The organism is Paracidovorax sp., assembly GCF_057642795.1.
Genome location: NZ_JBXYZY010000049.1, coordinates 1 through 22181, shown reverse-complemented (window position 1 = coordinate 22181; position 22181 = coordinate 1). Strand labels below are relative to the sequence as shown.

General features: G+C 65.7%; 12 protein-coding genes, 2 tRNA genes and 3 rRNA genes. 7 read left to right on the top strand and 10 right to left on the bottom strand.

Features of this window, described 5'->3' with window-relative positions:
- Positions 1–96: 96 nt before the first annotated feature.
- The 5 genes from AC3A84_RS18670 to AC3A84_RS18650 all read left to right on the top strand — a co-directional run bounded on the left by AC3A84_RS18670 (position 97) and on the right by AC3A84_RS18650 (position 10594).
- Entirely contained in the window at positions 97–1500 is a 1404-nt protein-coding gene (locus tag AC3A84_RS18670) for an efflux RND transporter periplasmic adaptor subunit (protein ID WP_487971519.1), read from the top strand.
- A gap of 31 nt (positions 1501–1531) precedes the next feature.
- Positions 1532–4675, top strand: coding sequence for an efflux RND transporter permease subunit (locus tag AC3A84_RS18665; protein WP_487971743.1), 3144 nt, complete (start codon positions 1532–1534; stop codon positions 4673–4675).
- Positions 4672–7896, top strand: coding sequence for an efflux RND transporter permease subunit (locus AC3A84_RS18660; RefSeq protein ID WP_487971518.1), 3225 nt, complete (start codon positions 4672–4674; stop codon positions 7894–7896). Before AC3A84_RS18665 ends, AC3A84_RS18660 begins: the two co-directional genes overlap by 4 nt.
- On the top strand, positions 7893–9341 hold the full coding sequence (locus AC3A84_RS18655; protein ID WP_487971517.1) for an efflux transporter outer membrane subunit: 1449 nt from the start codon (positions 7893–7895) through the stop codon (positions 9339–9341). The genes AC3A84_RS18660 and AC3A84_RS18655 overlap by 4 nt, the downstream gene beginning before the upstream one ends.
- A 134-nt stretch (positions 9342–9475) precedes the next feature.
- Positions 9476–10594 (top strand): branched-chain amino acid ABC transporter substrate-binding protein, encoded by a 1119-nt coding sequence (locus tag AC3A84_RS18650; RefSeq protein ID WP_487971516.1) that lies wholly within the window; start codon positions 9476–9478, stop codon positions 10592–10594.
- Here the strand turns inward: AC3A84_RS18650 and AC3A84_RS18645 are convergent.
- Both AC3A84_RS18645 and AC3A84_RS18640 read right to left on the bottom strand, forming a co-directional pair.
- Complete coding sequence (locus tag AC3A84_RS18645) at positions 10581–11717, bottom strand: formylglycine-generating enzyme family protein (protein ID WP_487971515.1); 1137 nt, start codon at positions 11715–11717, stop codon at positions 10581–10583. The two genes, AC3A84_RS18650 and AC3A84_RS18645, sit on opposite strands and share 14 nt — an antisense overlap.
- Before the next feature lie 127 nt (positions 11718–11844).
- Positions 11845–12450: a TetR/AcrR family transcriptional regulator gene (locus tag AC3A84_RS18640; protein WP_487971514.1), complete on the bottom strand. Its 606-nt coding sequence runs from the start codon at positions 12448–12450 to the stop codon at positions 11845–11847.
- 164 nt (positions 12451–12614) lie between these two features.
- Between AC3A84_RS18640 and AC3A84_RS18635 the strand changes: the two genes are divergently transcribed.
- The gene (locus tag AC3A84_RS18635; protein ID WP_487971513.1) at positions 12615–13826 is read left to right on the top strand and encodes an MFS transporter; all 1212 of its coding nucleotides are present in this window, start codon (positions 12615–12617) and stop codon (positions 13824–13826) included.
- Positions 13827–13861: 35 nt separating this feature from the next.
- On the opposite strand, the gene AC3A84_RS18630 is transcribed toward AC3A84_RS18635, so the two are convergent.
- The 3 genes from AC3A84_RS18630 to AC3A84_RS18620 form a co-directional block, all read right to left on the bottom strand.
- Positions 13862–14332, bottom strand: a complete 471-nt coding sequence (locus AC3A84_RS18630; protein WP_487971512.1) for a DUF2062 domain-containing protein — start codon at positions 14330–14332, stop codon at positions 13862–13864.
- An 80-nt stretch (positions 14333–14412) separates the two neighbouring features.
- A complete protein-coding gene (locus AC3A84_RS18625) occupies positions 14413–14577 on the bottom strand; it encodes a hypothetical protein (RefSeq protein ID WP_487971511.1) in 165 nt (54 codons plus the stop codon).
- Positions 14578–14612: 35 nt separating this feature from the next.
- On the bottom strand, positions 14613–15617 hold the full coding sequence (locus tag AC3A84_RS18620; RefSeq protein WP_487971510.1) for a TerC family protein: 1005 nt from the start codon (positions 15615–15617) through the stop codon (positions 14613–14615).
- 282 nt (positions 15618–15899) lie between these two features.
- Here AC3A84_RS18620 and AC3A84_RS18615 point away from each other — a divergent pair, with 282 nt between their 5' ends.
- Positions 15900–16820: a LysR family transcriptional regulator gene (locus tag AC3A84_RS18615; protein ID WP_487971509.1), complete on the top strand. Its 921-nt coding sequence runs from the start codon at positions 15900–15902 to the stop codon at positions 16818–16820.
- 206 nt (positions 16821–17026) lie between these two features.
- On the opposite strand, the gene rrf is transcribed toward AC3A84_RS18615, so the two are convergent.
- The 5 genes from rrf to AC3A84_RS18590 all read right to left on the bottom strand — a co-directional run.
- Positions 17027–17139 (bottom strand): 5S ribosomal RNA (gene rrf / locus AC3A84_RS18610).
- A gap of 134 nt (positions 17140–17273) precedes the next feature.
- A 23S ribosomal RNA gene (locus tag AC3A84_RS18605) occupies positions 17274–20151 on the bottom strand.
- 352 nt (positions 20152–20503) lie between these two features.
- Positions 20504–20579, bottom strand: a tRNA-Ala gene (locus AC3A84_RS18600).
- Between the two features lie 31 nt (positions 20580–20610).
- Positions 20611–20687, bottom strand: a tRNA-Ile gene (locus AC3A84_RS18595).
- A 95-nt stretch (positions 20688–20782) separates the two neighbouring features.
- Positions 20783–22181: ribosomal RNA gene (locus tag AC3A84_RS18590) — 16S ribosomal RNA — on the bottom strand; the annotation flags it as partial.

Below are 22181 nucleotides of genomic sequence, written 5' to 3'. Positions count from 1 at the left end.
GAAAACGCCAACGTGCGCGCCTACGATCGGCACCAGCGCCCGGCGCCGACGACAGGCCGCCCGGTCGGCGCCACTTCGCCCAGACACAGGACCGCCATGAGCCCGCAAGACTCTTCCCCCCCCGCGCCCGCCCAGCCGCCCGCCTACGCCCCGCCCACCCACACCGTTGCCCCGGCCCGCCGCCGCCGCTGGGTGGGCACCGTCGTCGCAGTCGGTACCGTGGCCCTGATCGCGGCGGCTGCCTGGTATCTGGTGCAGCGCTCGCAGGCGCCCGGTGGGGGCGGTTTTCCTGGCGGGCGGCCCATGGTCACGGTGGGCGAGGCCACGGCCCGCGAATCCCGTCTGCCGGTGGCCATCGAGGCGCTGGGCACGGTCACGCCGCTGGCCACCGTCACGCTGCGCCCGCAGGTCTCGGGGGTGATGACCGACGTGCTGTTCACCGAAGGCCAGCGCGTGAAGAAGGGCCAGGTGCTGGCCCGCATCGACCCGCGCCCCTTCGAGCAGGCACTGCTGCAGGCCCAGGGCACGCGCCAGCGCGACCAGGCGCAGCTGGACAACGCCCGCATCGTGCTCGAACGCTACCGCACCCTGCTGGGGCAGGACTCCATCGCCCGCCAGGACGTGGACACCCAGGCCGCGCTGGTGCGCCAGCTGCAGGGCACGGTGACCACGGATCTGGCGCAGGAGCAGGCTGCCCGCCTGAACCTGGACTACACGCGCATCACCGCGCCGGCCAGCGGCCGCATCGGCCTGCGCACGGTGGACGCGGGCAACTATGTGAGCGCCGGCGAGGCCAACGGTATCGCCACGCTGACCCAGGAAGACCCGATCGACGTGGAATTCGCCATTCCGCAGGACCGGCTGGGCGACGTACAGGCCGCGCAGCGCGGCGGCTCGCCGCTGGCGGTGACGGCCTTCGACCGCACCCGCACGCGCTCGCTGGCCGAGGGGCGCTTCCTCACGCTGGACAACCTGGTGGACACGGCCACCGGCACCGTCAAGGCCAAGGCCCGCTTCGGCAATTCAGAGGGCACGCTGTTCCCCAACCAGTTCGTCAACGTGCGGCTGCTGTTGAGCGAGGTGCCGGCCGTGGTGGTGCCGGTGACCGCGGTGCGCACCGGCGCCAACGGCGACTTTGTCTATGTCATCAACGAAGACCGCACCGTGTCGCTGCGCAAGGTCAAGCGCGGCCAGGCCACGGTGAGCCTGGTCGCCATCACCGGAGGCCTGAAGCCCGGCGAGCGCGTGGTGACCGAAGGCGGCGACCGCCTGAAGGACGGCGCGAAGGTGCAGCTGCAAGGCCAGGGCCCGCGCCCGGGCGGCGCCGATGGCGCCCCGGGCCGGCGCGCGCGCGGCTCCGAGCCGCAGGGCGAAGGCCGCCGCCACCGCCCGCCGCAGGACGGCGGCGCAGCGCAGGCACCGGCCGCTCCGGCCCCTACAGAGCCGGCCCCCACCGCACCCGCCGCCGCGCCCGCTGCCTCGCAGCCGGCGGCCCGATGACGCCTCGCGCACGGCCCCGCCCATGAGTGCCCTGAGTCCGTCGCGCCCGTTCATCGAGCGCCCCGTCGCCACCGCGCTGCTGATGCTGGCCATCGTGCTGGCAGGGCTGCTGGGGTTCCGGCTGCTGCCGCTGTCGGCCCTGCCCGAGGTGGATTACCCCACCATCCAGGTGCAGACCCTCTACCCCGGCGCCAGCCCCGAGGTGATGAGCCGCACCGTGAGCGCGCCGCTGGAGCGCCAGTTCGGCCAGATGCCGGGGCTGGACCGCATGTCGTCCACCAGCGCGGCGGGCGTGTCCATCGTCACGTTGCAGTTCGGCCTGGGCCTGGCGCTGGACGTGGCCGAGCAGGAGGTGCAGGCCGCCATCAACGCCGGCGCCTCGCTGCTACCGGCCGACCTGCCCGCGCCGCCCATCTACGCCAAGGTGAACCCGGCCGACGCGCCGGTGCTGACGCTGGCCATCAGCTCCGACACCCTGCCCCTCACCGAAGTGCAGAACCTGGTCAACACCCGGCTGGCGCAGAAGATCAGCCAGGTGCCGGGCGTGGGCCTGGTCACCCTCGCGGGCGGCCAGCGCCCGGCCGTGCGCATCCAGGCCGACACCAAGGCGCTGGCTTCCTACGGCCTGGGCCTCGACACGCTGCGCACCGCCATCTCGGCGGCCAACGCCAACAGCGCCAAGGGCAGCTTCGACGGGCCGCAGCGCGCCTACAACATCAACGCCAACGACCAGCTGGTGACGGTGGACGACTACAAGCGCCTCATCCTCACCTGGAAGAACGACGCGCCGGTGCGCCTGTCGGACGTGGCCCGCGTGGTGGATGCGGCCGAGAACAATCGCCTGGGTGCCTGGGCGAACGAGACGCCGGCCGTCATATTGAACGTGCAGCGCCAGCCCGGCGCCAACGTGATCGCCACGGTGGACGGCATCAAGCGCCAGCTGCCCGAGCTGGAATCGCAGCTGCCCGCCTCCATCAAGGTGCAGGTGCTGTCCGACCGCACCACCGGCATCCGCGCCTCGGTCGAGCACGTGCAGATGGAACTGGTGCTGGCCGTGCTGATGGTGGTGCTGGTGATCTTCTTCTTCCTGCACAGCCTGCGCGCCACCGTCATCGCCAGCCTGGCCGTGCCCATCTCGCTGATCGGCACCTGCGGCGTGATGTACCTGCTGGGCTACAGCCTCAACAACCTGAGCCTGATGGCACTGACCATCGCCACCGGCTTCGTGGTCGATGACGCGATCGTGATGATCGAGAACATCGCCCGCTACATCGAAGAGGGCGAGCCGCCCTTCCAGGCCGCGCTCAAGGGTGCCACGCAGATCGGCTTCACCATCATCTCGCTCACCGTGTCGCTGATCGCGGTGCTGATCCCGCTGCTCTTCATGAGCGACGTGGTGGGGCGCCTGTTCCGCGAATTCGCGGTGACGCTGGCCATCACCATCCTGATCTCGGCGGTGGTGTCGCTCACGCTGGTGCCGATGATGTCGGCGCGATGGCTGAAAGCCGAACCGGCCCATGGCAGCCAGCGCGGCTGGACGGGCGCGGTGCAGCGCGGCTTCGACCGCGTGATCGCGCGCTACGACGTGTGGCTGCAGTGGGTGCTGCGCCACCAGCGCGCCACGCTGGTGGTGGCGCTCTTGACCATGGCGCTCACCGCCCTGCTCTACGTGGTGATCCCCAAGGGGCTCTTTCCCACGCAGGACACCGGCCAGCTGCAGGCGCGGGTGCAGGCCTCGCAGGACGTCTCTTATGCCCGCATGAGCGAGCTGCAGCAGGCCGCCGCGCGCGCCATCCTGCAGGACCCGGACGTGCAGTCGCTCAGCTCCTTCGTGGGGGTGGACGCGGCCAACAACACCATGCTCAACGCCGGGCGCATGCTGATCAACCTCCAGCCCAGCCACGACGCGCAGGCCACCGTCATGCAGCGCCTGCGCGAGCGCGTCGCCGCCGTGGCCGGCGTGACGCTCTTCCTGCAGCCCACGCAGGACCTGACCATCGACGCCGAGACCGGCCCCACCGAATACCGCGCCTCCATCGGCGGCGTGGACTCAGCCCAGGTCAACGGCTGGACGCAGAAGCTGGTCGAACGCCTGAAGACCGTGCCCGAGGTGCGCAACGCCACCACCGACGCGGGTGCGCAGGGCCTGTCGGCCTATGTGGACATCGACCGCAACACCGCCTCGCGCGTGGGCGTCACGGCCAGCTCGGTCGATGACACGCTCTACAGCGCCTTCGGCCAGCGCATCGTCTCCACCATCTTCACCGAGACGAACCAGTACCGCGTGATCCTGGAGGCGCAGCAGGAGCACCTGAACAGCCCCGAAGGCCTGGGCACGCTGCCGCTGCGCACCGGCAGCAACGTGCCCACGCCGCTCTCGGCGGTGGCCAGCATCCGCGAGCAGTTCGCGCCGCTGCAGGTCACGCGCGTGGCGCAGTACCCGGCGGCCACGCTGGGCTTCGATACGGCGCCGGGCGTGTCGCTGGGCCGCGCGGTCGATGCCATCCGCGCCGCGGCGCAGGAGATCGGCATGCCCGCGGGGCTCTCCATGGAGTTCCTCGGCGCGGCGAGCGCCTACGAGAAGTCGCTCACCAGCCAGCTCTGGCTGATCCTGGCCGCCATGGTCTGCGTCTATATCGTGCTGGGCGTGCTCTACGAGAGCTACGTGCACCCGCTCACCATCCTCTCCACCCTGCCCTCGGCCGGCGTGGGCGCGCTGCTGGCGCTGATGGTGACGGGCAACGACCTGGGGGTGATCGGCATCATCGGCATCATCCTGCTCATCGGCATCGTGAAGAAGAACGCGATCATGATGATCGACTTCGCCATCGACGCCGAGCGCAACCAGGGCATGGGCCCGCAGCAGGCCATCCACCAGGCCGCGCTGCTGCGCTTCCGCCCCATCCTGATGACCACGCTGGCCGCGCTGTTCGCCGCGCTGCCGCTGATGCTGGGCTGGGGTGACGGAGCCGAGCTGCGCCGGCCGCTGGGCCTGGCCATCTTCGGCGGGCTGGTGCTGAGCCAGCTGCTCACGCTGTTCACCACGCCGGTGATCTACCTGGCCTTCGACCGCCTGGGCCGTCGCTGGACGGGCCGGGGCACGGCCGCAGCGCCCACCGCCTCCAGCGCGCCCGCCACCCCGGCAACGGCCGCGCCGGGCGATGCCGCGCCATGAACCTCTCGCGCCCTTTCATCGAGCGGCCGGTGGCCACCGTGCTGCTGACCATCGGCCTGGCGCTGGCGGGCATCGCCGCCTTCTTCGTGCTGCCGGTGGCGCCGCTGCCGCAGGTGGACTACCCAGCCATCTCGGTGTCGGCAAGCCTCGCGGGCGCCAGCCCCGAGACCATGGCCAGCAGCGTGGCCACGCCGCTGGAGCGGCGCCTGGGCGTGATCGCGGGGGTCAACGAGATGACCTCCAGCAGCTCGCAGGGCTCGGCGCGCATCAGCCTGCAGTTCGACCTGAGCCGCAACATCGACAGCGCAGCGCGCGAGGTGCAGGCTGCCATCAACGCATCGCGCGTCGATCTGCCCGCCACGCTGCGCAGCAACCCCACCTACCGCAAGCGCAACTCGGCCGACTCGCCGGCCGTCATCCTGGCGCTCACCTCCAAGACACGCACGCCCGGCGAGATCTACGACGAGGTCTCCAACGTGATCAGCCAGCGCCTGTCGCAGGTGGACGGCGTGGGCGAGGTCGAGATCGGCGGCGGCTCGCTGCCCGCCGTGCGCGTGGAACTGCTGCCCTTCGCGCTCAACCAGTACGGCATCAGCACCGAAGACGTGCGCGCCGCCATCCAGGCGGCCAACGCCAACCGGCCCAAGGGCGCCGTCGAGGGCGACGGCCGGCGCCTGCAGATCTACACGCCTTCGCCTTCGCGCAAGGCGTCCGACTACGCATCGCTGGTGATCGCCTGGCGCAATGGCGCCGCCGTGCGCCTGGGCGACGTGGCGCGGGTGGTGGACGGCGTGGAGAACACGCGCACGCTGGGCCTCTTCAACGGCCAGCCGGCCATCATCGTGCTCATCACGCGCCAGCCGGGCGCCAACATCATCGAGACGGTGGACAGCGTGCGCGCCCTGCTGCCCGAACTGCAGGCGCAGCTGCCGCAGGACATCCGCATCTCCGTCGCCTCGGACAGCACCAACTCCATCCGCGCCTCGCTACACGAGATCGAATTCACGCTGATGCTCTCCATCGCCCTGGTGGTGCTGGTGGTCGGGCTCTTTTTGCGCAAGGCGCGCGCCACGGTCATTCCGGCCGTGGCCACGGTGGTGTCGCTGCTGGGCACCTTCGGCGTGATGTACCTGCTGGGCTTCAGCCTCAACAACCTGAGCCTGATGGCGCTCACGGTGGCCACCGGCTTCGTGGTCGATGACGCCATCGTGGTGCTGGAGAACACCAGCCGCCACATCGAGGCGGGCATGGACCGCCTGCAGGCCGCGCTGCTGGGTGCCCGCGAGGTCGGCTTCACGGTGCTCTCGATCAGCCTGTCGCTGGTGGCGGTGTTCATTCCGCTGCTGTTCATGGAAGGCCAGGTCGGTCGCCTGTTCCGCGAATTCGCCATCACGCTCTCGGCGTCGGTGGCGATCTCGCTGGTCATCTCGCTCACCGCCACGCCCATGATGTGCGCTTGGCTGCTGCGCTCGCACGAGGGCGGCAGCGGCGCAGAGGGCGCGCCACCGAAGCCACCCGGCCGGCTCGCGCGCGGGACCGAGCGCGCCTACCAGGCCCTGCTGCGCGGCTACGGCCATGCGCTGGACTGGGCGCTGGCCAGCCAATGGCTGGTCATGGCGCTGCTGCTGGTGGTGGTGGGCCTCAACGTCTATCTGTTCCGCCACATCCCCAAGGGCTACTTCCCGCAGCAGGACAACGGCCAGATCAACGCCGGCCTGCGCGCCGACCAGAGCATCTCGTCGGCCGCGCTGGCCGCGAAGCTGCGCCAGGCGGTGGACATCATCCACCGCGACCCGGCCGTGAACACGGTGGTGGGCTTCTCGGGCGGCGGGCGCGCGGGCGGCGGCTTCATGTTCGTCAACCTCAAGCCGGTGGACCAGCGCGCCGACAGCAGCGCCACCGTCATCAACCGGCTGCGCCCGCAGCTGGCGCAGCTCACCGGGCTGCGCGTGTTCCTGAGCCCGGTGCAGGAGCTGCGCATGGGCGGGCGCTCCAGCAACTCCACCTACCAGTACACGCTGCAGAGCGACAACCTGGCGGACATGCGCCTCTGGGCCACGCGGCTGACCGAACGCCTGAAGCAGGAAGAACGGCTGGTCGATGTGGACACCGACCAGGCCGACAACGGCGTGGAGACCTTCGTGGACGTGGACAAGGCCTCCGCATCGCGCCTGGGCGTGAGCGCCGCCGCCATCGACAGCGCGCTCTACAACGCTTTCGGCCAGCGCTCGGTCGCCACCATCTACGGCGAGCTGAACCAGTATTCGGTGATCATGGAATGGGCGCCCGAATACACGCGCGGCCCGCCCGCACTGGCCGACATCTTCGTGCCGGCCAACCCCACGGGCACGGTGGGCACGGCCGCCAACCCGGGCCAGCGCGGCGCTTCCACCGGCCAGGTGCTGAGCAACACGCCCGCCACCATGGTGCCGCTCAGCGCCTTCGCACATGTGTTGGAGAGGGCTTCGCCCACCTCCATCAGCCACCAGGACGGCGAGCTGGCCACCACCATATCGTTCGACCTGGCGGACGGCACCACGCTGGACGATGCGCGCCAGATCATCGCGCAGGCCGAGGCCGACATCGCCATGCCCACCAACGTGCGCGGCAGCTTCCAGGGCACGGCCCTGGGCGCGCAGCAGTCACAGTCGCAGCAGCTCTTCCTCATCCTGGCGGCGCTGGTGGTCATCTACATCGTGCTGGGCGTGCTCTACGAAAGCCTGATCCACCCCATCACCGTGCTCACCACCCTGCCCTCGGCCGGTGTGGGCGCGGTGCTGGCGCTCTTGCTCTTTCACATGCAGTTCACGGTGATCGCGCTGATCGGCGTGTTCCTGCTGATCGGCATCGTGAAGAAGAACGCCATCCTCATCATCGACTTCGCGCTGGAGGCCGAGCGCGCCCGGGGCCTGTCGGCCACCGAGGCGGTGCGCGAGGCCTGCATGCTGCGCTTCCGCCCCATCCTGATGACCACGCTGGCCGCCGCCCTGGGCGCGCTGCCGCTGGCCATCGGCTTCGGCCAGGGCTCGGAGCTGCGCCAGCCGCTGGGCGTGGCCATCATCGGCGGCCTCATCGCCAGCCAGGTGCTGACCCTGCTGACCACCCCCGTGGTCTATGTGCTGCTGGACCGGCTGCGCCGCCCAGCCGCCAACGACCGCCAACTGAGCCGCCTCGCGGAGCCCCCCGCGGCCGCACAACAGCCCCCACTGCAACAACCATGACCACCGGCCGCCGCCCCACCATCGCCTTCTGCGCCCCCCGCGCCCTGCGCGCCGCCTGCCTGGGCGCCCTGCTGCCGCTGGCCGCCTGCTCGGTCGCGCCGGTCTATGAACGCCCTGCGCTGCCCGCCATGCCCGCCGCCTTCAAGGAAGCCGGCGCGCTCTGGCAGCCCGCGCAGCCGGCCGACGCCATCGACCGCGGCGACTGGTGGACGCTGTTCCAGGACGAGGACCTCAACCGCCTGGCCGCGCAGGTGCAGCTGTCCAACCAGAACATCGCCGCCGCCGTGGCCGCCTACGTCCAGGCCCAGGCCCTGGTGCGCGAGCAGGGCGCGGCCCTGCTGCCCTCGGTGAACCTCACGGTCAGCGAGACGCGCTCGGGCGGCGAAGGCTCGGCCCGGCGCGGCACCACGGCCCAGGCGGCGCTGGGCGCAAGCTGGGCGCCCGACCTCTGGGGCCGCCTGGGCAACACGGTGAGCGGCGCCCGGGCCAGCGCCCAGGCCAGCCAGGCGGACCTGGCCTCGGCGCGCCTGTCGGCCGTGGGCTCGCTGGTGGCGGCCTATTTCCAGCTGCGCGAGGCCGACGCCGAGATCGCGCTGCTGCAGGAGATCGACCAGGCCTACCAGCGCAGCCTGCAGATCACCCGCAACCGCTACGAGGCCGGCGTGGCGCCCGCCTCCGACGTGCAGCAGGCCCGCACCCAGCTCGCCAACGCCCAGGCCGACCTCGCCACCGTGCGGCAGAACCGCGCGCGCTACGAACACGCCATCGCGGTGCTGACGGGCGTGGCGCCGGGCAGCTTCAGCCTGCCGCCCGCCACCTGGGTGGCCCGCGTGCCGCAGGTGCCGGCGGCCGTGCCCTCGGAGCTGCTGCAGCGCCGGCCCGACATCGCCTCGGCCGAGCGCGCGGTGGCCGCCGCGAATGCGCAGATCGGCGTGCAGCGCGCTGCCTACTACCCCAGCCTCAGCCTCAGTGCGTCCCTCGGGCGCAGTGGCTCCAGCGTGGCGGACCTGTTCAGCGCCTCGGGTGCGCTATGGTCGCTGGGCCTGTCGGCGGCGCAGACGGTGTTCGACGGCGGCGCCATCGCCGCGCGGGTCGAAGGCGCCCAAGCGGCCCGGGACGCCCGCGAGGCCAGCTACCGGCAGACGGTGCTGACCGCCTTCCAGGGCGTGGAAGACCAGCTCACCACCATCCGCGCCCTGCAGACGCAGGAGCCGCTGCGCCAGGAAGCCGTGGCTGCCGCCCGTCTGACCGAAACCCAGCTGCAGAACCGCTACCGCGCCGGCCAGGCCAGCTACACCGACGTGGTCACCGCGCAGATCGCCGCGCTCACGGCCCGGCGTACGCTGCTGCAGCTGCAGGTCAGCCGCCAGCTGGCCGCTGCTGCGCTGGTGCAGGCGCTGGGCGGCGGCTGGCAGGCGCCCTGGGAACAGCAGCGCGCCCCTTGACGCGACACGGGGTCGGGTAGGCCCCGCTCGCGGCATACTCCCGGACCCAGGCCGCCTCGGCTATCCGCCAAGGCGGGCCGACGCCATCCCCTGCTTTCAACAAGAGACACAAGGAACATGCCGTGAATCGACAGATGCTTCTCCGCTCCGCGCTCCTCATCGCCAGCCTGGCCGCCGCCGGCTTCAGCCATGCGCAGGAGCGCATCCGCGTGGGCTTCATGAGCCCCGTCACCGGCCCGCAGGCCGCCAATGGCGTGGACAACCGCGACGGCGCGCTGCTGGCCATCAAGGAGCTGAACGCCAAGGGCCTGAAGCTGGGCGGCAAGCCGGTGCAGTTCGAGCTGGACATCAACGACGACGGCGCCGATCCCAAGCAGGGCGTGCAGATCGCCCAGACGCTGGCCGACAAGAAGATCAGGTTCGTGCTGGGCCCCTACAACTCGGGCGTGGCGATGCCGGCATCGCGCGTGCTGGCCGACGCGGACATCCTCACCTTCACCGTCGCCTCCAACCCCAAGATCACGCAGCAGGGCTACCGCCCGCTGTTCCGCATCGGCGCCAGCGACAACCAGCTGGGCACCAAGATGGCGGTCTATGCCGCGCAGGACCTGAAGCTCAAGACCGTGGCCGTGATCGACGACCGCACGGCCTACGGCCAGGGCGTGGCCAAGGAGTTCGAGGACGAGGCCAAGCGCCAGGGCCTGAAGGTGGTGAGCCACGAATTCACCACCGACAAGGCCACCGACTTCACCGCCATCCTGACCGGCCTGCGCTCCAGCAAGCCCGACGCCGTCTTCTTCGGCGGCTATTCGCCCCAGGGCGGCCCCATGCTGCGCCAGATGCGCGCGCTGGGCCTGAACATGCCCCTGCTGGGCGGCGACGGCATCTGCTCGACCGAGACGGCCACGCTGTCGCAGGTCGGCGGCAACCTGAACGTCTATTGCACCCAGGGCGGCTCCATGCTGGACCGCAGCGACAAGGGCCAGAAGTTCATCGAACGCTACCGCGCCGAATACAAGCGCGACCCGCTGACCTACGCCGCCGCTTTCTACGACGGCATGAATCTGCTGGCCTCGGCCATCGAAGCCACGCAGAGCACCGACGCGAAGAAGCTCATCGACCACATCGCCCGTGGCAAATACGCCGGTGTGAGCGGCGAGTACAGCTACGACGACAAGCACGACCTGCGCTCCTCGGCCGTGACGGTGTTCACGTTCAAGGGCAAGGAAGTCGTGCCGCTCAAGAGCCTGTGACGGGGTGAAGGCGCTGCGGCAGGCCCGCACCTTGCCGGCCGGCAGCGCCTCCCGAAGCCGGCGACGCTTTCTTCTCAGGGGCGGCCCGCGCAGGCGCTTCGCCCGCATCCAGCTCCCGCACCAGCCGCATGCCCACCAGCGTGTAGCGCGTGTCCGGCGCATTCCAGTTGCGGTAAGCGCAGCGGGCATAGAGCGGCCAGGTGTGCCAGGAGCCGCCCCTGCGCACCTTCACACGCCCGCGTGCCGGGCCCTGCGGGTCGGCCAGCGGCGCCTGCGCGTAGGCATTGTCGGCATGCCAGTCCGAAACCCATTCCCACACATTGCCCACCATGTCGTGCACGCCGAAGGCATTGGCCGGGTACTGCGCCACGGGCGCGGTGAAGGCGTGGCCGTCGTTGCCGCCCAGGGCCTGGGCCTGCCAGCGGGGCCAGAACGGCGCCGCAGCCTGATCGAACACATTGGCACGCTGCGCCAGCGCCTGGGGGTCGTCGCCGTGCGGCCAGCGGGTGGTGGTGCCGGCGCGGCAGGCGTATTCCCATTCGGCTTCGGTCGGCAGGCGGTAGCGATGGCCTTCGGCGGCGCTGAGCCACGCGGCCAGCGCGGCGGCGTCGTGCCAGGTGACGTTGACCACCGGGTGGTCGTCGCCCTGCGCGAAGCCTGGGTTCTGCCACGAATAGCGCACATCGCGCCCCTCGAAGGCATCGCCGCGCGCCGTGGCGGCGGGGTCGTAGGCCAGGTTGTAGCCATAGCCGCCCGAGCCATCGGCCACGGACTCGGGCTGGTAGCCTGATACCTGCAGGAAGCGGCGGAACTGCCCCACCGTGACCTCCGTCTGCCCCAACCAGAAAGCGTGCGTGATGCGCACGACGTGCGGGGGCGACTCGTCCTTCAGCTCCGCGAAGCGGCGGCGCTCCAGCTGCGGAAAGTCGCGCGCCAGCGCCTCGACCGGCTCGTCGCTGCCCATGCGGAACCGCCCGGCCGGGATCTGCACGAAGCGCATGCCCAGCGTGTTGGTCCACACCGGCGCGGCAGCGGCGGGCGGCGCGGCCTGCGCGGCGGGCCCGCACAGGCATAGCGCCATCAGCGCAGTGCTGCGCGGGGAAAGACGGGGGAGAGTCTCCATGGGGGCGCTCCTGCAAGAGGTATGCCGTGGCGGAACCGTCCCGGGCACGGTCGATGGCCCGGCCCGCAGCCCATGGTGCCACGGCATGCACGCTCCCCAATCGCGGCGATACCCTCGGCGGCCCCGGCTAGTGCGTCGGCCTGCCAGCGGCAGCGGCTGCACCCGCTTGCGCCATGCAAGCATCCACCCACTGCACCAGTTGCTGGGCGGTGGGTGTGCCCGCACCCATGAGCAGTCGGTAGATGATGGGCGATACCAACGTATCGAGCACGCAGTCCACGGAGGGTGTCGCAGCGCTGCGGGCCAGCGCTCGCTCGACCATCATGGTGATCTGCCCGGCCGTGATCTGCAGGCACTGGCAGGGCGCCGAGCCGTCGCCGTAGCCGCTGGCCGTGAGCACGTCCTTGAGCATCTGCCGGCCCAGCTCGGACGACATCTCTTCGAGGAACTGCTCGCCCCAGGCCAGCAGGTCGCCGCGCACGCTGCCGGTGTCGGGCGGCTCGGCCTCGTCGCGCAGGCGCTCGATCGACACGTCGGCCAGCAGCTCGACCAGATCGCCCCAGCGGCGGTAGATGGTGGACGGCGTCACACCCGCCTGCGCCGCGATCTGCGGAATGGTGAGCGCATCGCGGCCGTGCAGCGCCGTCAGGTCGCGCACGGCCTGGTGCACGGCGGCCTGCACGCGGGCGCTGCGCCCGCCGGGGCGCAATCGGGTAGTGGCTATAGACGTCATGCGGCAATTCTAGGGTGGGCCGTGCCGCCGGGGCTGGCGTAAAGCAAAGACTTTGCTTTAGTGAGACAATCTCACTAACGCAACTTTTTAGCGTTAAGGCAGCACTCTGCATGCCGCAGCATGCAGAGTGCGAGAGACCGCTCGTACCGGGCTGCCTTAACGCCATGTCCGCCGCAATGATCTCCACTCTTTCATCACCCGCGTGGCCCGCGCACCGCCTGCGACCCGAAGCCGCACTGTGGCTTGTGGTGTCCGTGTTGATGATGTTTCTGGCTGCGTCGAGCGCGCCCTCGCCCCTTTACGCGCTGTACCGTGAGATGTGGGGTTTCTCGGCGCTCAGCCTCACCGTGATCTTCTCCAGCTATGCGTTCGCGCTGCTAGGGGCACTGCTGTGTTTCGGCGCGCTGTCGGACCACGTGGGGCGGCGCAGCGTGGTGGTGGCCTCGCTGGCGCTGGAGTTCGTCTCGATTCTGGCCTTCTGGCGTGCCGACTCGGTCGGCTGGCTCGTGGCGGCCCGTCTGCTGCAAGGCCTGGCCACGGGCATGGCGACCAGCGCGCTGAGTGCCCTGCTGGTGGACCTGCATCCGGTGCGCGGCCCGCTGATGAACGCGCTGGCGCCCATGACCGGCATGGCCGTCGGTGCGCTCGGCACCAGCCTGCTGGTGCAGTACCTGCCCGCGCCTACGCACCTGGTGTTCGAGCTGCTGCTCGTGGTGATCGCGCTGCAATGCGCCGCCGCCTTCTGGCTGCCGGAGACGGTCGCGCGCCGCGCGGGCGCCTGGCGCTCGCTGGTGCCGAGCATGCACGTGCCGCAAGCGGCGCGGGTGCCGATGCTGCGCATCCTGCCGCTGAGCACGGCCGGCTGGGCTTTGGGCGGCTTCTACCTGTCGCTGGGCCCCTCGCTGGGCCGGCTGGTGACGCATAGCGCGTCGCCCCTGGTGGGCGGACTGCTGATTTCCGCCCTGGTGTTGCCCGGCGCGCTAGCCATCGCGATGTCGCGCCACCACTCACCGCGCAGCGTGCTGCAGGGCAGCGCCGTGGCGCTGGCGGTGGGCCTGGCGATCACACTCACGGGCGTCGCCGCCCATAGCACGGCGGGCTTCTTCTGCGGCACGCTGGTGGCGGGACTGGGCTTCGGAGCGGGCTTCAGCGCGTCGGTGCGCAGCCTGGTGCCCCTGGCCTCGGCGCAGGACCGGGCAGGCCTCATGGCGAGCTTTTTCGTGCTGAGCTACCTGGCCTTCAGCCTGCCGGCCATTGCCGCCGGAGTTCTCACCGGGCTCTATGGCCTGCAGCCCACGGCGATGGGCTACGGCCTGCTGCTGATCGCGTTGGCCTCCACCGCCGCATTCACGGCCCGCGCAGTGCCGACGCGCTGAAGCCCTGACATAGCGCCGGACCTCGACATCCCGGCTTATCGCCTGCGCTGAACCCGGTGCCACACGGGCACCAGCCACAGGGCCTGCACCGTCGCATAGCCCACCAGCGCGAAGGCCAGTGCCAGCAGCGGCAGGCCCACAGCCAGCGGCGCGCCCAACGCCTGCATCCACGTCGCCACGGCTTCCACGCCGCCCGATGCGGGCCAGCCTTCCCACGCCGGCAGCCGCTGCTCGCCCGGCAGCACCCAGGCGCCCACCTGGAAGGCCAGGGCATAGAGCGGCAGCGTGGTGAGGGGGTTGGTGTAGAGCGTGGCCGCCGCGCCCGCCACGGCGTTCCCGCGCAGCGCAGCGCAGGCAGCCACCGTGGCGGGCACTTGCAGCGGCCCGGGGATCAGCCCGCAGAAGAGCCCGGCGGCCGTGCCACGCGCCAGGGCTTCGCGCCGCAGGCACAGCAGCTGGCGCCGCTCCAGCCAGGGGCGCAGCCGCGCGAGAAGGGGGCGCTCCATGAGCGCACGGGTGGCCGGCTCCTGCCGGCGCAGCCAACGGCGCACGCCAGTCATCGCACGGGCCAGCGCCCAGCCCGCGTTCACAACGCCACCGCCACGGCGCTGGCCGCGCCCCAGGCCCAGGTCAGGGCTGCGAGCAGGCGCACGTCGCTGCACTCGTTGCCGCCGCGCCAGCTCAACCAGGTGGTGAGCGCGAACGCGGCCAGCATGGTGGCCATCACGGCCTCGAACATGGTCAGATCCATGGCATCGGTCCTTTGCCTGCAGCCGTGCCCGGGGCTCAGGCGCCCTGGCCCGGCAGGGCGGGAGGCGGGGGGCCGTCGCCGCCACTGCCGTCCTTGCCGCGCGAGGTCCAGAGCGACGCCACGATGGAACCGGCGATCAGCGCACCGGTCACCAGCAGCGCATAGCCGATCGGGATCTTGTAGAGGTCGATCAGCAACATCTTCGCGCCGATGAACACCAGCACCATCGCGAGGCCGTAGGCCAGCAGGTGGAAGCGGTCCGCCAGGTCGGCCAACAGGAAGTACAGCGCGCGCAGACCCAGGATGGCGAAGATGTTGGCCGTGAGCACGATGAACGGGTCGCTCGTGATCGCGAAGATGGCCGGAATGCTGTCCACCGCGAAGATCACGTCTGTCACGCCGATCATGATCAGCACCACGAAGAGCGGGGTGAAGCGCTTCACGCCATCGACCATGGTGGTCATCTTCTCGCCGTCGAAGTGGTCCGACATGCGGATGCGCTTGCGCAGGAACTTGAGCACCGGGTTGGTGGAGATGTCCGGCTCCTGGCCTGCGGCGATCCACATCTTCACGCCCGTGATCACGAGGAACGCGCCGAAAACGTACAGCAACCAATGGAAGGTGGCCAGCAACCAGGCGCCCGCCAGGATCAGCACTGTGCGCAGCACGATGGCGCCGATGATGCCGATGATGAGCGCGCGCTTCTGGTATTCCGCTGGCACGGCGAAGTAGCTGAAGATCATCAGGAAGACAAAAATGTTGTCCACCGACAGGCTCTTTTCCACCAGGTAGCCCGTGATGAACTGCATCGACACCGTGTTGGCCACCTCCCGGCCCTGCGAGCCGTCCAGGTGCCACCACAAGAGGCCCACGAACACGAAGGCCAGCGAGAACCAGAGAACGCTCCACTTGAGCGCCTCTTTCATGGTCACCTTGTGCGCGCCCTGGCGCTCCATCACCAGCAGGTCGATGGCGATGGCGATCACGACAAATAGGCCGAAGCCGGCCCACATCAGCGGAGTTCCAATGGTTTCGACCATGGCGTCAGCCCTCCCCGCGCCGCCAGGCGGCATCGATGGCAGTAGGTACGGAGGCGACAACGCCCCGGCGCCGGTCCGGCGTGGTGCGCTGCTGCACCAGTGAGAGTGTGTAAGTTGTCGTCATGGCGAAGCGATCCTGGAATTTCATCGAAGAAGAAGACGTGTAAGGGGAAGAGCGGCACGAGCCAGCACTGTCGCCCGTGACGGAGCGCGGAAAAAGATGGCGAAACGGTAAGATCACTTCGTTTTTTCCGAACTGTTTCGCCGTTTCGTCCTACAAAAATGAGCCAGAGCTTCAACTACCGACATCTCCACTATTTCTGGGTTGTGGCCAAAGAAGGGGGTTTGAGCCGCGCTGCCGAGCGCCTGGACATGTCCGTGCAGACCATCAGCGCTCAGGTGCGCTCGCTCGAGAAAGACCTGGGCACGGCCCTGCTGCGCACCGAAGGGCGCAATCTGGTGCTGACCGACGCCGGCGTCGCTGCGATGCACGAGGCCGACCAGATCTTCGCGCTGGGCGAGCAATTGCCCCACCGCGTAGCCGAAGCCTCCACCGGCCGCATCCTGCGGCTGAACCTGGGGATCTCGGATGGCATCGCCAAGGTGGCCGTCCATCGCCTACTCAAGCCTGTGCTTGACGCTCCGGATCTGCGTCTTTTGTGCCACGAAGGCGAGTTCCAGCCCCTGCTGGGCGAACTGGCCCTGCACAAGCTCGACGCCGTGCTGGCGGATCGCCCCGCGCCGCCCAACCCGGCCCTCAAGACCACCAGCCAGCTACTGGGCACCAGCCCTCTCGCTTGGTATGCCCCGCTCCAGTGGGCAGAGGCCGCCACCCGAAGCTTCCCTCAGAGCCTCGCGGTCGTGCCCGTGCTGCTACCGACCGAACACGCCGCCGCCCGCGCGCGCATCGACCACTGGCTGGAGCGCCAACGTATCCGCCCCCGCATCGCCGGGGAGTTCGAGGACAGCGCCCTGTTAGCGACCTTCGCCAGTACCGGCATGGGCGTGATGCCCGCGCCAGAGTCAATGGGCGAGCATTTGGCTCAAACGCATGGACTCGTGACGGTGGGGACAACAGCGGATGTACAGGAACAGTTTCACCTGATCTTCAGTGCGAGGAAGGTGATGCACCCATTGGTGCTGAGATTGGTGAAGGGGCAAGGATTGAGTTCAGGGGACTCCCCGCAAGTGCTTCAGGGGTAAAGGCCCACACGCTCACGACTGCGCCGATCCGGCGTGAATCAGTCCGGGTTTGAACTCCTCCCCGAGTGGACGAACCTCCAGGGGTTAGTAACGAAGCACGAACCGAAGGGCAAGCTGCGCCCATGGAGGTGGCTCTGCACCTAAGAGGCTGCACAAAGCAAAGCGCCCCGAGTACTTTCGTACGCGGGGCGATTTGGGCTGTAAGAGCCTGACGATGACCTACTTTCACACGGGAACCCGCACTATCATCGGCGCGAAGTCGTTTCACTGTCCTGTTCGGGATGGGAAGGAGTGGTACCAACTTGCTATGGTCATCAGGCATAAAGGGTTGCTACCGAGAGATCCTAGTGGATATCTGGGCGGCGAATTCATAGAGTTAAATCAGCTTTGGTTATTTGACTGCGTCACTTGGCATAACAACCTGACAGCAAGGAGTTTGCTGATCAAAGTTATAGGGTCAAGCCGCACGAGCAATTAGTACTGGTTAGCTTAACGCATTACTGCGCTTCCACACCCAGCCTATCAACGTCCTGGTCTTGAACGACTCTTCAGGGGGCTCAAGGCCCCGGCAGATCTCATCTTGAAACGAGTTTCCCGCTTAGATGCTTTCAGCGGTTATCTCTTCCACACTTAGCTACTCGGCAATGCCACTGGCGTGACAACCGATACACCAGAGGTGTGTCCACTCCGGTCCTCTCGTACTAGGAGCAGGCTTCCTCAAATCTGCAGCGCCCACGGAAGATAGGGACCAAACTGTCTCACGACGTTTTAAACCCAGCTCACGTACCTCTTTAAATGGCGAACAGCCATACCCTTGGGACCGGCTACAGCCCCAGGATGAGATGAGCCGACATCGAGGTGCCAAACACCGCCGTCGATATGAACTCTTGGGCGGTATCAGCCTGTTATCCCCAGAGTACCTTTTATCCGTTGAGCGATGGCCCTTCCATACAGAACCACCGGATCACTATGTCCTGCTTTCGCATCTGCTCGACTTGTCAGTCTCGCAGTTAAGCACGCTTATGCCATTGCACTATCGTCACGATGTCCGACCGTAACTAGCGTACCTTCGAACTCCTCCGTTACGCTTTGGGAGGAGACCGCCCCAGTCAAACTGCCTACCATGCACTGTCCCCGATCCCGATAAGGGACCTAGGTTAGAACCTCAAACACACCAGGGTGGTATTTCAACGTTGGCTCCATGAGAACTAGCGTCCTCACTTCAAAGCCTCCCACCTATCCTACACAGATCTGTTCAAAGTCCAATACAAAGCTACAGTAAAGGTTCATGGGGTCTTTCCGTCTTTCCGCGGGGAGATTGCATCATCACAAACATTTCAACTTCGCTGAGTCTCAGGAGGAGACAGTGTGGCCATCGTTACGCCATTCGTGCAGGTCGGAACTTACCCGACAAGGAATTTCGCTACCTTAGGACCGTTATAGTTACGGCCGCCGTTTACTGGGACTTCAATCAAGAGCTTGCACCCCATCATTTAATCTTCCAGCACCGGGCAGGCGTCACACCCTATACGTCCACTTTCGTGTTTGCAGAGTGCTGTGTTTTTATTAAACAGTCGCAGCCACCGATTTTTTGCAACCCCTTTGGGCTCGCCTTGTACAGGTTCACCTACTTGGGGCATACCTTCTCCCGAAGTTACGGTATCAATTTGCCGAGTTCCTTCTCCTGAGTTCTCTCAAGCGCCTTAGAATACTCATCTCGCGCACCAGTGTCGGTTTGCGGTACGGTCGTCAATAGCTGAAGCTTAGTGGCTTTTCCTGGAAGCAGGGTATCACTCACTTCGTCTGCAAGCAGACTCGTTATCACCCCTCATCTAAGCCTGGCGGATTTGCCTACCAGGCACGACTACAGGCTTGAACCAACATATCCAACAGTTGGCTGAGCTAACCTTCTCCGTCCCCACATCGCACTATTGATCGGTACAGGAATATTGACCTGTTTCCCATCAGCTACGCATCTCTGCCTCGCCTTAGGGGCCGACTCACTCTACGCCGATGAACGTTGCGTAGAAAACCTTGCGCTTACGGCGAGGGGGCTTTTCACCCCCTTTAACGCTACTCATGTCAGCATTCGCACTTCTGATACCTCCAGCATCCGTTACCAGACACCTTCACAGGCTTACAGAACGCTCTCCTACCACGTGCAATAAATTGCACATCCGCAGCTTCGGTAACTGGCTTAGCCCCGTTACATCTTCCGCGCAGGACGACTCGATCAGTGAGCTATTACGCTTTCTTTAAATGATGGCTGCTTCTAAGCCAACATCCTGACTGTTTTAGCCTTCCCACTTCGTTTCCCACTTAGCCAATTTTAGGGACCTTAGCTGGCGGTCTGGGTTGTTTCCCTCTTGAGTCCGGACGTTAGCACCCGGTGCTCTGTCTCCCAAGCTGTACTCTTCGGTATTCGGAGTTTGCCTTGGTTTGGTAAGTCGCCATGACCCCCTAGCCAAAACAGTGCTCTACCCCCGAAGGTAATACTTGAGGCACTACCTAAATAGTTTTCGGAGAGAACCAGCTATTTCCAAGTTTGTTTAGCCTTTCACCCCTATCCACAGCTCATCCGCTAGTTTTGCAACACTAGTCGGTTCGGACCTCCAGTACCTGTTACGGCACCTTCATCCTGGCCATGGATAGATCACTTGGTTTCGGGTCTACACCCAGCGACTGGACGCCCTATTCGGACTCGATTTCTCTACGGCTTCCCTATTCGGTTAACCTTGCCACTGAATGTAAGTCGCTGACCCATTATACAAAAGGTACGCAGTCACCCTTGCGGGCTCCTACTTTTTGTAAGCATGCGGTTTCAGGATCTATTTCACTCCCCTCCCGGGGTTCTTTTCGCCTTTCCCTCACGGTACTGGTTCACTATCGGTCGATGATGAGTATTTAGCCTTGGAGGATGGTCCCCCCATATTCAGACAGGGTTTCTCGTGCCCCGCCCTACTTTTCTCTAACTTAGTACCACACGTCTGTTTTCGCATACAGGGCTATCACCTGCTGTGGCCGGACTTTCCATTCCGTTTTGCTAACAGTCGTGCTATCACTAGAAGGCTCCTCCGATTTCGCTCGCCACTACTTTCGGAATCTCGGTTGATGTCTTTTCCTCGAGCTACTGAGATGTTTCAGTTCACCCGGTTCGCCTCGCATGACTATGTATTCATCATGCGATACCTCTTGCGAGGTGGGTTTCCCCATTCAGAAATCTCCGGATCAATGCTTATTTGCCAGCTCCCCGAAGCTTATCGCAGGCTTTCACGTCTTTCGTCGCCTATCATCGCCAAGGCATCCACCACATGCTCTTAGTCACTTGACCCTATAACTTTGACGTCTCTTTCGAGACATCTCCATTGTTGTCTGGACTTGCGAGGTCTTTCACCTCGCGCGTTATGCCGTAATGTGAATAATTCCTCGATATCACTATCAAGAAACATTCGTCATTACTGAATTTCAACTAGCTTTCGCTCATTGAACATTCGTTTTGACGCAATCAAAAAATTGTCATCAGAGGCACGGTCTGCACTAAACCTTTACGAATGTGCAGTTTCCTCTGACAACGCTGATTCGACTCTATGAATTTTTAAAGAACAGCCGATTGATCCGAGTAATCTCGGTCAACAACAAAGTGGCCTCTTGCGAAGCCGCTTTGGTGTTGATTGATAAGTGGTTGGTGGAGGATGACGGGATCGAACCGACGACCCCCTGCTTGCAAAGCAGGTGCTCTCCCAGCTGAGCTAATCCCCCAGTGATCCTCGCATCTGATGTTCGGAAGATATGGTGGGTCTAGTTGGGCTCGAACCAACGACCCCTGCGTTATCAACACAGTGCTCTAACCAGCTGAGCTACAGACCCATCGCACTCACCCGTAAGTCACCCTACAAGCAAGCAGCTTTCTTCTTCCAACAACCGATAAGTGTGGGCGTTCAATATTGAATGCAGTTTTCCAGAAAGGAGGTGATCCAGCCGCACCTTCCGATACGGCTACCTTGTTACGACTTCACCCCAGTCACGAACCCTGCCGTGGTAAGCGCCCTCCTTACGGTTAGGCTACCTACTTCTGGCAGAACCCGCTCCCATGGTGTGACGGGCGGTGTGTACAAGACCCGGGAACGTATTCACCGCGACATTCTGATCCGCGATTACTAGCGATTCCGACTTCACGCAGTCGAGTTGCAGACTGCGATCCGGACTACGACTGGCTTTATGGGATTGGCTCCCCCTCGCGGGTTGGCAACCCTCTGTACCAGCCATTGTATGACGTGTGTAGCCCCACCTATAAGGGCCATGAGGACTTGACGTCATCCCCACCTTCCTCCGGTTTGTCACCGGCAGTCCCATTAGAGTGCCCTTTCGTAGCAACTAATGGCAAGGGTTGCGCTCGTTGCGGGACTTAACCCAACATCTCACGACACGAGCTGACGACAGCCATGCAGCACCTGTGTTACGGTTCTCTTTCGAGCACTCCTCTATCTCTAAAGGATTCTGTACATGTCAAAGGTGGGTAAGGTTTTTCGCGTTGCATCGAATTAAACCACATCATCCACCGCTTGTGCGGGTCCCCGTCAATTCCTTTGAGTTTCAACCTTGCGGCCGTACTCCCCAGGCGGTCAACTTCACGCGTTAGCTTCGTTACTGAGTCAGTGAAGACCCAACAACCAGTTGACATCGTTTAGGGCGTGGACTACCAGGGTATCTAATCCTGTTTGCTCCCCACGCTTTCGTGCATGAGCGTCAGTGCAGGCCCAGGGGATTGCCTTCGCCATCGGTGTTCCTCCGCATATCTACGCATTTCACTGCTACACGCGGAATTCCATCCCCCTCTGCCGCACTCCAGCGATGCAGTCACAAATGCAGTTCCCAGGTTGAGCCCGGGGATTTCACATCTGTCTTACATCACCGCCTGCGCACGCTTTACGCCCAGTAATTCCGATTAACGCTCGCACCCTACGTATTACCGCGGCTGCTGGCACGTAGTTAGCCGGTGCTTATTCTTACGGTACCGTCATGACCTCTCTTTATTAGAAAGAGGCTTTTCGTTCCGTACAAAAGCAGTTTACAACCCGAAGGCCTTCATCCTGCACGCGGCATGGCTGGATCAGGCTTTCGCCCATTGTCCAAAATTCCCCACTGCTGCCTCCCGTAGGAGTCTGGGCCGTGTCTCAGTCCCAGTGTGGCTGGTCGTCCTCTCAGACCAGCTACAGATCGTCGGCTTGGTAAGCTTTTATCCCACCAACTACCTAATCTGCCATCGGCCGCTCCGTCCGCGCAAGGCCTTGCGGTCCCCTGCTTTCATCCGTAGATCGTATGCGGTATTAGCAAAGCTTTCGCTCCGTTATCCCCCACGAT

Bases quoted from the DNA above. Each gene is read 5' to 3' on its own strand.
- AC3A84_RS18670 (WP_487971519.1), top strand. From the start codon at position 97: ATGAGCCCGCAAGACTCTTCCCCCCCCGCGCCCGCCCAGCCGCCCGCC.
- AC3A84_RS18660 (WP_487971518.1), top strand. From the start codon at position 4,672: ATGAACCTCTCGCGCCCTTTCATCGAGCGGCCGGTGGCCACCGTGCTG.
- AC3A84_RS18655 (WP_487971517.1), top strand. From the start codon at position 7,893: ATGACCACCGGCCGCCGCCCCACCATCGCCTTCTGCGCCCCCCGCGCC.
- AC3A84_RS18650 (WP_487971516.1), top strand. From the start codon at position 9,476: ATGCTTCTCCGCTCCGCGCTCCTCATCGCCAGCCTGGCCGCCGCCGGC.
- AC3A84_RS18645 (WP_487971515.1), bottom strand. From the start codon at position 11,717: ATGGAGACTCTCCCCCGTCTTTCCCCGCGCAGCACTGCGCTGATGGCG.
- AC3A84_RS18640 (WP_487971514.1), bottom strand. From the start codon at position 12,450: ATGACGTCTATAGCCACTACCCGATTGCGCCCCGGCGGGCGCAGCGCC.
- AC3A84_RS18635 (WP_487971513.1), top strand. From the start codon at position 12,615: ATGTCCGCCGCAATGATCTCCACTCTTTCATCACCCGCGTGGCCCGCG.
- AC3A84_RS18630 (WP_487971512.1), bottom strand. From the start codon at position 14,332: ATGGAGCGCCCCCTTCTCGCGCGGCTGCGCCCCTGGCTGGAGCGGCGC.
- AC3A84_RS18625 (WP_487971511.1), bottom strand. From the start codon at position 14,577: ATGGATCTGACCATGTTCGAGGCCGTGATGGCCACCATGCTGGCCGCG.
- AC3A84_RS18620 (WP_487971510.1), bottom strand. From the start codon at position 15,617: ATGGTCGAAACCATTGGAACTCCGCTGATGTGGGCCGGCTTCGGCCTA.
- AC3A84_RS18615 (WP_487971509.1), top strand. From the start codon at position 15,900: ATGAGCCAGAGCTTCAACTACCGACATCTCCACTATTTCTGGGTTGTG.